Here is a 10,358-nt window from a genome sequence, read left to right on the forward strand (position 1 = left end):
TCGGGGTGGGCCCGGGTGGGGACGAGGGGGCGGCAACGGGCATGGCCGCTTCGGATCGTGTGGCGATCGCTTGCGGCACGAAGGCGCTCATGCGACCCCCGATGGGGCTGTGGCGACCGCTTGCGGCACGAAGGCGCTCATGCGACCTCCGGATGGGCTGCGGGCATGGCTCTGTCCAAGAAGTCCCGGCAGAACCTGGCGAGTGGGCTGCGGGACTTCGTGCCGGGGGCCTCGCCTCGTTCGACCGACTCGACGAGGCCCGACTCGTGGCGGAGTTCACCGGCCAGGGGGAGGCCGGCGTTGGCGGCGACCTCGTCCGGATCGAGGCCGGACGGTGACGGGGTGCGCACGACGGCGCGGAGGTCGCGGACCACCGGCCGGACCAGCGAGACCACTTGGGCCGCGGCGGCGATCGCGCGCAACTCCGCCGGGATCACCACCAGGCCCGTCCCGCACTGGGCAAGGGCCTCCTCCGAGACGGCGTCCGGGCGCCGGGGCATGTCGACGACGACCACCTCGTGGCGGCGGCGGACGGCGCCGACGATCGCGCGCATCGCGTCCTGTGGGACGCCGCCGGGTGCGCCGCGGTCCCACGACAGCACGGTGAGGCCGTGCAGCCGGGGCAGCGCGGCGGAGAGCGCCCCGCCGTCGACGCGCCCACGGGCGCCCCGCAGATCGGGCCAGCGGAGCCCGCCGACGGCCTCGCCACCGAGCAGAACGTCGATGCCGCCGCCAAGCGGGTCGACGTCGATCAGGGCGGCGGCCCGCCCGCGTTGCGCGGCCGTGACGGCCAGCGCGCAGGCGAGGGTGCTCGCCCCCGCTCCCCCGCGCCCGCCGACCACGGCCACCGACAGCGCGGCGCTGGTGGCCCCGTCGGCGATGTCGGCGAAGCGGTCCACCAGCCAGGCCTCGGCGTCAGGCAGGAAGATGACGTGGTCGGCGCCGACCGCGACGGCGCGGCGCCAGACCTCGCCGTCGTCGAGGTCCGAGCCGAGGAGCACGATGTCGTCGCGGCGCGGGAGTCCGCAGCGGGCGGCTTCGTCGGCGAGGTCGTCGCCGACGATCACCAGCGGACTCGCGCCCCAGCCCGCGCGGGCGGATCCCGCGTCGGCGCAGACCTCGGGCTCGATGCCGGTGACCGCGCACAGGCGCAGGAGTTCGTCCAGAAGCCGCGGGTCCCCGGTGACGAGCAGGGGACGCGGTGGACCGACCGGACGTGGTGGTGACAACGAGGACATGCCGTGCTCCCGAGTGCGTGGACCGGCCGCCGGACGCACGCATGCGTCGGCTCGGTCGGGTGTGCTCGGGAGGTCGGTGCGCGTCTTGTGTTCACAGAGGCTTCGGCCACGTCATCCGGCCGCGGTGCTCCCACGCGGTGCTGACGACCCGACGGCGGCTCGAAGCAGGGCCTCGAAGCCGCGCGTTGGAGCGTGCGCGGGGGCGGTGCGGTGTGCTGCTGCTGTCCGGTGTGCGGCCTCCCGAAGGGCTGCCTCAACCTTCGCGCACCCCGGAGGTTCGGCCGAGCGGGTGGAGCAAAGCTGGGGATAACTCCGCCCTGTGGATAACGAAATCACCCCTTTGAGGGATGGTGAAGTAGCGATCGAGTGCATATGTGCGGGCGATGAGACGGAAATCGCCGAACCACGCGCGGAACTCTCCGATCCGCGAACACGAACAACCAACTCCAAGAAACCAGAAGGAACTTGACGGAACCCGAGAGAACCGAAGAAATCCGAACGGATCGCCCGCGCCGCCGCGCATGTCAGGACACCGCACAGTCCGCGCGTCGGCGGCGCACGGGTTAGCCCAGGGTTAGTCGGTTCCCGGCCAAGCGGTATGCACGCGCGTAAACAAGGGCGATAGCAAGACACAGCGCAGACGAACGCGAGGGCACCAGTCGGCGGCCGTCCTGGCGACGCCCGCGAGCCGTGCGTGAGCGCGGCGTACGATCTCCGTGCGCGGCCCCTGGACACATCTGCGCACCCAGTGCGCACACCGCTCGCCGAGGTCGGACGGTCACGCCCGCGGCGCCTAGGAAGCCGACAGCGAGCCGGGAGCGGCCCCGAACAGCCGGGAAATGGTCCGGAAATGCCGGGCGACACCGCTGCGGAGCCGCCTTGGGAGCCCACCCCGAACGCCCGCGCGAAATCGCCTCGGACAAGCGACGACCCCCGCCGGGGGGGAGAGCGGGGGTCGTCTCCACGGCCGACTCGGGGGGGGAGGAGCCGGACCGGGTTAGCACGGTCGCAGAACGATCCGTGGCTTCCAGGATGTACCCGAGAGGCTTCTCGGGCAAACCCGCGTGCCTGAGTTTACGCCGAATGGCTCCCCCTATCCTCGGGTACGTGGAAAACCACGTACCCAAGCGCACCGCAGCGTTCTTCGATCTCGACAAGACCATCATCGCCAAGTCCAGCGCGCTGGCGTTCAGCAGATCGTTCTACCAGGGCGGTCTGATCAACCGCCGGGCCGTGCTGAAGAGCGCGTACGCCCAGTTCGTGTTTCTCGTGGGCGGCGCCGACCACGACCAGATGGAGCGCATGCGCGAGTATCTCTCCGCGCTGTGCCGCGGCTGGGACGTGCAACAGGTGCGCGAGATCGTCGCGGAGACACTGCACGACCTCATCGACCCGCTGATCTACGACGAGGCCGCGTCGCTGATCGAGGAGCACCACGCGGCGGGCCGCGACGTGGTGATCGTGAGCTCGTCGGGGGCGGAAGTGGTCGAGCCCATCGGGGAGATGCTCGGCGCGGACCGGGTCGTCGCGACGCGCATGGTGGTCGAGGACGGGCGGTACTCCGGCGAGATCGAGTACTACGCCTACGCCGAGAACAAGGCCAAGGCGGTGCGCGAACTCGCCGACAGCGAGGGCTACGACCTCGCGCGCTCGTACGCGTACAGCGACTCCGTCACCGACCTGCCCATGCTCGAAGCGGTCGGCCACCCCTACGTGGTCAACCCGGACCGGGGCCTGCGCCGCGAGGCCGTGGCACGGGGATGGCCGGTGCTGACGTTCAACCGGCCGGTTCAACTGCGCCAGCGCGTCCCGACGTTGCCCGTCCCGTCCCGGTCCGTGCTGGCGGCGACGGCCCTCGGCGCGGGCGCCGCCGCGGCGGGCTTGGTCTGGTACGCCGCGAAGCGGAGGCGCTGACCGGACCCCACTCGGGCGCCCCCGCCGCACCGGTTGGGCACACGAACGGGCGGCCGGGTCCGGCGGGTTCCGCCACCGCGTACCCAGCCGCCCTGTGGCCAAGCCGCACCGAACGACCGCGCGCACGACGGCGAACCCGCCCGAACCGCGCGGCCGTGGCGTCCGATTGATCACCTTCGACCCGAAAGGTAAAGATCTTGGGCGAAGGGTTCCCCTGACTCCGGCGACCCAGTAGAAAGGGGGTCAACGGCCCGCGGGACCGCCTCCGGGCGGGGTGGCGACACCCCACCGAGGCAGACGGCCACACGGACCGAGCACGGACATCGGGAACCCACGCGCGACCGACCCTCGTAGGGGCCGAACGCGCCGGACCACCGGGGCTCGCCCCCGGGCCGGCCGTCATAACGGTGCACGCTCTGGTACCCCGTTGTACGTGACGAGTGGCGGCGTCCTCCCCGTGGGCGCCGCCAATTTTCACATCCCCCGCATGACCGCCTCGCACACCGCAACGCTCTCGCGTGCCCCCAGCGTCACGGCCTCCGCGCAGTGCCCGACCCAGGCCGCGACACCCTCGGGTGTCCCGGACACGTAGCCGCGCAGTGCCTTTTCGTACGCGTCCGCCCCCTGGTCGAGATGCCCCACCTCGGGCACCACCGCCGACTTCGGGTCGAGTCCGCGCGTGATGAGCACGATGCGCTGCGCCGCGCGCGCCACGAGCCCGTTGCCCCAGACGAAGGGCTGCAACGCCAGGATCTCGCCGTGCACGAGCGCGGCGACGACGATCGCCGGGGCGTCGCTCGGCGCGATGAGCAGCCGCGCCAGGCCGTCGAGGCGCGCGGTCACCTCATCGGCGCCGGGCAGCACGCCCGGGTCCGGGCGGACCGCGACGTCCTCCCCCGCGAGGCGCGGGCGGCCGAGTGCGTCCGGAGCCACGACGTCCGCGGCGGCGACCATGTGCAGGCGCGCGAGGACCTGGATCGGGCTGCGGCGCCAGACGTCGACGAGGGTCCCGTACTCGGCGGAGAGCCGCAGGGCGCCTCCGACGATGCCCGCCTCGGGGTCGTCCGTACGCGAGTAGTCCGTGCGGCGGCGCACCTCCTCCAGCGACCAGTCGGCGCCTTCCAGCGCGGCGCTGGCACGGGCCCCGCGCAGGGCGGACTCGGCGCTGATCTCGGGGCTGCGGCGGCGCATCGTGCGGTGCCCCAGCAGGGCGTCGACGGCCTTGCGGGCGGTCTCGACGGCCTCGGGCACGCCGGGCAGCGCGGCGACGGCGGCGAACGGGTCTCGGGTGTCCACGCGCCGACCCTACGCGCAACGCGCGCCCCCGCGCGTACGCCCCCCGGCGCAACAAACGCCCTCACACTCCGATTTGACTCGGACACGAAGTGCGACGGATGATCCTTGTCGAAAACGATTGTCACTCCCGACAATCCACGGTCCCGCACCCGTCCCGAACCTCGTCCCGCACCGAGCCGCACCCGGCCCGCATCCGGGACCACACCCGATTCACACCCGGGCCCACACCAGCGCACCACCCGCGCAACACCCCACCGACACGAATACGTCGTCTCGGCGACGTGACACCACGCACGGAAGGACCGGCCTCGTGAAGATCGCCTTCGTCGGCAAGGGCGGCAGCGGCAAGACGACGCTCTCGTCCCTCTTCGTCCGCCACCTGGGCGCCGCCGGCCTCCCGGTCCTCGCCGTGGACGCGGACATCAACCAGCACCTCGGCGTCGCGCTCGGGCTCACCGACGCGAAGGCCGCCGCCATCCCGCCGCTCGGCGCGCACCTCGGGCTGATCAAGAACTATCTGCGTGGCGACAACCCGCGCATCGGGTCGGCCGACGAGATGGTCAAGACGACCCCGCCCGGGCGCGGTTCGCGGCTGCTGCGCCTCGACGAGGACAACCCCGTCTACGACGCCTGCCGCCGTCCGGTGGGCAGTTGCTGTAGCGGCATGCGCATCATGGCCACCGGCCCCTTCCAGGAAGGCGACCTGGGCGTGGCGTGCTACCACTCCAAGGTCGGCGCGGTGGAGCTGATGCTCAACCACCTCGTGGACGACGCCGGGGAGTATGTGGTCGTCGACATGACGGCGGGATCGGACGCCTTCGCCTCCGGGCTGTTCACACGCTTCGACATGACCTTCCTGGTCGCCGAGCCGACGCGCAAGGGCGTGAGCGTCTACCGGCAGTACCGCGACTACGCGCGCGACTGGGACATCTCCCTCGCCGTCGTCGGCAACAAGGTGCAGGGCCCGGACGACCTGGAGTTCCTGCGCGAGCACGTCGGCGCCGACCTGCTGACGTGGACCGGCCAGTCGGAGTTCGTGCGCGAGGTCGAGAAGGGCCGTACACCCGGGTTCGAGCTGCTGGAGGCGGACAACCGCGCGGCATTGGAGCGCATGCGCGAGGCGGCGGACGCGACGTATGAGCGCCGCGACTGGGCGCGCTACACCGCGCAGATGGTCGAGTTCCACGTGAAGAACGCGCACAGCTGGGCCAATTCCAAAACCGGCGTCGACCTGACGACCCAGGTCGACCCGGACTTCGTCCTGGGCCCCGCGGCGCTGGCCGGACAGGTTTGACCGTCCGCGAAGCCGGTGAGGGCGGGCCCGCGATATGCGGACCCGCCCTCTTGGCGGTACGTCTGCCTCAGCGGCGCGCGGCGCCACTCACTCGCGGCACGTGGCGACCTGTGCGCGCCGCACGACTCGATCGCGCCGCACAACCCGCTCGGGTCGCGCAAGCCACTCGCGGCACGCGGTCCACCTCAGTCGCGCCGAGCAGCGGGCGCGACATACGGCGCCGAGCCCGCCGGGTTGGGCGGAGCCTGCTGGCCGCCCGTGACCGTGCCCCAGTCGGCCGGTGCCTGGCCGACGCCGAGGCCCTGGAGCTTGGCGACGACACCCGGGTCCTGCGCGTCCAGCCAGTCCACGAACTGCCGGAAGGACACGCAGCGCACGCCGTCCTTCTTGCACACGCCGCGCATCGTGTTCTCGACCGCGTTCATGTAGACGCCGCCGTTCCACGTCTCGAAGTGGTTGCCGATGAACAGTGGCGCGCGGTTCGTCGTGTAGGCCCGCTCGAAGCCGCCCATGTAGAAATCGGTCGCCTGCTGCTCAAGCGCGGGCCACTGCGACTGCGGGGCGTCCTTCTTGCCGTTGGTCTGCTGGAACATGATGTTGTAGTCCATCGAGAGCTGCGACTTGCCGCCCGGGCCGGGCCACGGCAGGGACTGGAGCGGGAGGTCCCAGAGGCCGTCCTTCTTCTTCGGCCAGACCTGGAGGCCGCCCTTCGAGGAGGCGTCGTACCGCCAGCCGAACTCCTTCGCCGCCGGGATCAGGGTGTTCTGCCCCTCCAGGCACGGCGCGCGGCCGCCGATCAGCTCCTTCTTGTAGTCGAAGGGCAGCGACGGGATGTCCGTCCAGCCGGAGTTGGTACGCCAGTTCTGCACGAAGGAGTAGGCCTGCTCGATCTCCTTCTTCCACTCCTCCACCGACCAGTTGTCGCCGCCCTTGGCACCGCAGAAGTGGCCGTTGAAGTGGGTGCCGATCTCGTCGCCCTCAAGCCATGCCTCGCGCATCTGGATCAGCGTGGAGCGCTCGTTCTTGTCCAGCAAGAAGTCGATGTCGGTCGCGCCCGGGCCGTGCTTCGGGCCCTGGTAGAGCGACTTCTTCGACTCGGGCAGGACGTAGATCCCGGAGAGGAACATCGTCATGTACGCGTTGCTCTCGCGTGCCACCTTGCGGAAGCGGGAGACGAGGTTCACGCCGTCCATCTCGGCCGCGCCGTCCCAGGAGAAGACCACGAACTGCGGGGGCTTCTCCCCCGGCTTGAGCTTCTCCACCTTGGGCTGGTTCGGCTGCGGGCCGGTGTCGCTCGTCGACCCGTCTCCGATGGGCTTGGCCTCGCGGGGACCGGTGGGGGACGGCGAGTCCGAACCGGGGCTCCCGTCGGGGCCGGGACCGGAGTTCTTGGCCGGCGAGGCACCGGAATCCTTGTCGTCGCCGCCCTTGGCGAACACGACGAAGCCGATGGCGGCCAGCACCGCCACGACGACAAGGACCGCGGCACCTCGGACAGAACGCACAGTTCACCTCATTTGTTGGCAGGACCCCACGGTCTGGGACGCATCTGGCATGACCACTTGTCCACAGACACGCACCCGGGAGCCGCTTCGGTTGCAGGGACTAACGGCAACTACCGCCGCATACCCGGCAGAAAGCGATGATCACAAGCCGACGATGTGAACCGAACCACATCACTGTAGGTGACAACTACCCCGTGGCCCGAAAGGTCACGGAGCCGCCCCCGCGGATTTGTTCACCCGTTTGAGCCGGATCTTTACCGTTTCTCGATGAGAAACTGACGGTAGCGTAAAGACTACTTAGTGCAATCTTGGCGTTTCGGCTGCCGCACGCCCAGCCGCCCACGACGCCGTCGCACGCCCCCATCAAGGCACCCCGGCCGTACGGCACATCCCGCCCACATGGCATCCGCCCACAAGGCGTCCGCCGCCCGGCCACCCGCCGGTCCACCGCCTGACCAACCGCCCGCGCCGCCCCCCGGCCGCGGCGGCTGACCACCCGGAGGAGACGGGACCATGACCCTCCCCACGCGCCCGCCCAAGGCGGCCCGCACCGTGCTGCGCGCCCGCGCAGTGATCCGCCACGACCTGGGCGCATCCCTGGTCGTCTTCCTCATCGCGATCCCCCTCTCGCTCGGCATCGCCCTGGCCGCCGGCGCCCCGCTGACCTCCGGCATCATCGCCGCGGTCGTCGGCGGCATCGTGGTCGGCACGATCGGCGGCGCGCCGCTCCAGATCAGCGGCCCCGCCGCGGGCCTGACCGTCGTCGTCGCGGGGCTCGTCCCGATCTACGGCTGGCGCGTCACCTGCGCGATCACCGTGGCCGCGGGCCTCCTGCAAGTCCTGCTGGGCCTCGCCAAGGTGGCCCGCGCCGCACTGGCCCTGTCCCCCGCCATCGTGCACGGCATGCTCGCCGGAATCGGCATCGTGATCGCGATCGCGCAGTTGCACGTGGTCCTCGGCGGTTCGCCGCAGAGCGAAGCGCTCGACAATCTGCACGAACTCCCGGGCCAGTTCGCCGCGTTGCGCGCCCCCGAACTGACCGTCGGCGTGCTGACCGTGGCCGTGCTGCTGGCCTGGCCGCTGCTGCCCGCCCGCCTGAACGGGCTGCGGCGCATCCCCGCTCCGCTGGTCGCGGTCGCCCTCGCCACCCTTGTCGCCACCGCGGCGAGCCTGGAGGTGGCACGTGTCGACCTCCCGGGCGCCGCGCTGGTGCTGCCCTCGGTCCCGGTCGGCTTCGGCTGGGCGGGCCTGGTCACGGCCGTCGTGACGGTCGCCGTCGTCGGCGCGGTCGAGTCGCTGCTGGCCGCGGTCGCGACCGACCGCCTCCACCACGGCAAACGCTCCGACCTCGACCGCGAACTCGCCGCCCAGGGCGTCGGGAACGTCGTCTCCGGCATGGTCGGCGGCTTCCCGATCTCGGGCGGCGCGATCCGCTCCACCGCCAACGTCCGGGCGGGCGCCACCAGCCGCGCCGCGACGATCATGCACGGCCTGTGGGTCCTGCTGTTCGTCGGACTGCTCGGCGGCATGGTCGAACGCATCCCGCTCGCCGCACTCGCCGCGCTGGTGATGGTCGTCGGCATGCAGATGGTCAACCGCGCGCACATCCGCCACGTGCACCGGCACCGCGAATTCCCCGCGTACGTCGCGACCGTGGCCGGTGTCGTCGTGGCGGGCGTCCTCGAAGGCGTGGCGCTCGGCGTCATCGCGGCCGTCGTCATGGCGCTGCTGCGGCTCAGCCGGAGCACGGTGCACGCGTACGAGCGCGACGGCGCGTTGCACGTGGAGGTACACGGGGCCCTCACCTTCCTGTCGGTGCCGCGCCTGTCGCGCGTCCTCGACAAACTGCCCGCCGGAGAACACGTGGTGCTCGACCTCACCGTCGACTACCTCGACCAGGCGGCGTTCGAGGCCGTGCACACGTGGCGCAACGCCTATGTGGCACGCGGCGGGCAGGTGGAGATCGAGGAGATCCACGACGACCACTACGGCCGCGCCGCCGACGGACAGCCGGGGTCGCGCCGCATCGGACCCACGCCGTCCGCGCGCTGGTTCGCGCCGTGGTGGCACTGGCAGCGCCTGCACCCGCGGCGGGGGCGCCCGCCCGCGCATCCGTTGGTCGCGGGCGCCCGGGAGTTCCAACTGCGCACGGCGCCGCTCGTCCAGCCGTTCCTGGAGCGTCTCGCACTCGAAGGGCAGAACCCGGCGCAGTTGTTCATCACGTGTGCGGACTCGCGCGTCGTCCCCAATCTGATCACCGCGAGCGGCCCGGGTGACCTGTTCACCGTGCGCAATGTGGGCAACCTCGTGCCTCCCCACCCGCACGGCTCGGACGCACACGCGGGCGCGGACGATTCGGTGGGCGCGGCGATCGAGTACGCGGTGTCCGTCCTCGGGGTGCGCAGCATCACCGTGTGCGGGCACTCGGGGTGTGGGGCGATGCAGGCTCTTCTGGCGGGTGTCGAGGGTGGGGGGCGTCCCGCTACTGCCCTGGACACGAAGGCGCCCGACGAGGACGCGGACGCAGGTCAGGTCGCGGACGATGTGCCGACCACGTCGGGCCTGCCCGAGCACACCCCGCATCTGCGCCGCTGGCTCGCCAACGGCCGCACCAGCGTGGACCGTTACCTCGAACGTCCGGCACCGACCCTGTCCGGGTACGCTCCGGCGCCCGCCGAGCAGCTCTGCCTCACCAACGTGCTCCAGCAGCTCGACAACCTGCTCGGCCACCCGGTGGTGCACCGCGCGGTCGAGGACGGGCAACTCCGGCTGTTCGGGTTGTACTTCGACCTCGCCTCCGCACACATGTACGTGCACGACGCCGCCACCGGCCAGTTCGAGCCCGTGGTGGCGCCGCTCGACAAGCCCGCCCCCGACGCGCCCGACGTACCGCCCGAGCAGGCCCTTGAGGCCGCCGCCGCGGGACGGCCCTGAGGTCGGACGGCTCCGCGGGAATGCCGTCCGAGAAAATCGAAATCGCGCCCAACCCTCGGCTGTTCGGCTCCGAAAGAGGGGTGAGGACAGACACGCACCGCCACGCGGGACGACCTAGGCGTCGTGGCGGTGCGCACCGGGGACCCGGTCCGACCTGACAGATCCGCGCCCGCCCCC

At 71.5% G+C, this 10,358-nt stretch carries 6 protein-coding genes; 3 read left to right on the plus strand and 3 right to left on the minus strand.

The features are described from left to right. Window positions 1–137: 137 nt before the first annotated feature. On the minus strand, window positions 138–1,238 hold the full coding sequence (gene ssd, locus ACRX5S_RS19645) for a septum site-determining protein Ssd (protein ID WP_436774285.1): 1,101 nt from the start codon (window positions 1,236–1,238) through the stop codon (window positions 138–140). Between the two features lie 1,095 nt (window positions 1,239–2,333). Here ssd and ACRX5S_RS19650 point away from each other — a divergent pair. Beyond that, window positions 2,334–3,152 (plus strand): HAD family hydrolase, encoded by an 819-nt coding sequence (locus tag ACRX5S_RS19650; protein ID WP_436774403.1) that lies wholly within the window; start codon window positions 2,334–2,336, stop codon window positions 3,150–3,152. A gap of 474 nt (window positions 3,153–3,626) precedes the next feature. Here ACRX5S_RS19650 and ACRX5S_RS19655 read toward each other — a convergent pair whose 3' ends face one another. Beyond that, window positions 3,627–4,448 carry an oxidoreductase gene (locus ACRX5S_RS19655; RefSeq protein ID WP_436774286.1) on the minus strand — a complete coding sequence of 274 codons (822 nt, stop codon included), beginning with the start codon at window positions 4,446–4,448 and terminating at the stop codon, window positions 3,627–3,629. 310 nt (window positions 4,449–4,758) lie between these two features. Here ACRX5S_RS19655 and ACRX5S_RS19660 point away from each other — a divergent pair, with 310 nt between their 5' ends. Beyond that, complete coding sequence (locus ACRX5S_RS19660) at window positions 4,759–5,742, plus strand: ATP-binding protein (protein WP_436774287.1); 984 nt, start codon at window positions 4,759–4,761, stop codon at window positions 5,740–5,742. Window positions 5,743–5,927: 185 nt separating this feature from the next. On the opposite strand, the gene ACRX5S_RS19665 is transcribed toward ACRX5S_RS19660, so the two are convergent. After that, window positions 5,928–7,247: a hypothetical protein gene (locus ACRX5S_RS19665; protein WP_436774288.1), complete on the minus strand. Its 1,320-nt coding sequence runs from the start codon at window positions 7,245–7,247 to the stop codon at window positions 5,928–5,930. Between the two features lie 513 nt (window positions 7,248–7,760). On the opposite strand from ACRX5S_RS19665, the gene ACRX5S_RS19670 reads away from it, so the two are divergent. Next, the gene (locus ACRX5S_RS19670) at window positions 7,761–10,181 is read left to right on the plus strand and encodes a SulP family inorganic anion transporter (protein WP_436774289.1); all 2,421 of its coding nucleotides are present in this window, start codon (window positions 7,761–7,763) and stop codon (window positions 10,179–10,181) included. Window positions 10,182–10,358: the final 177 nt, after the last annotated feature.

The organism is Yinghuangia sp. YIM S09857, assembly GCF_051388915.1.
In the GTDB taxonomy this organism is placed as follows: Bacteria; Actinomycetota; Actinomycetes; order Streptomycetales; family Streptomycetaceae; genus Yinghuangia.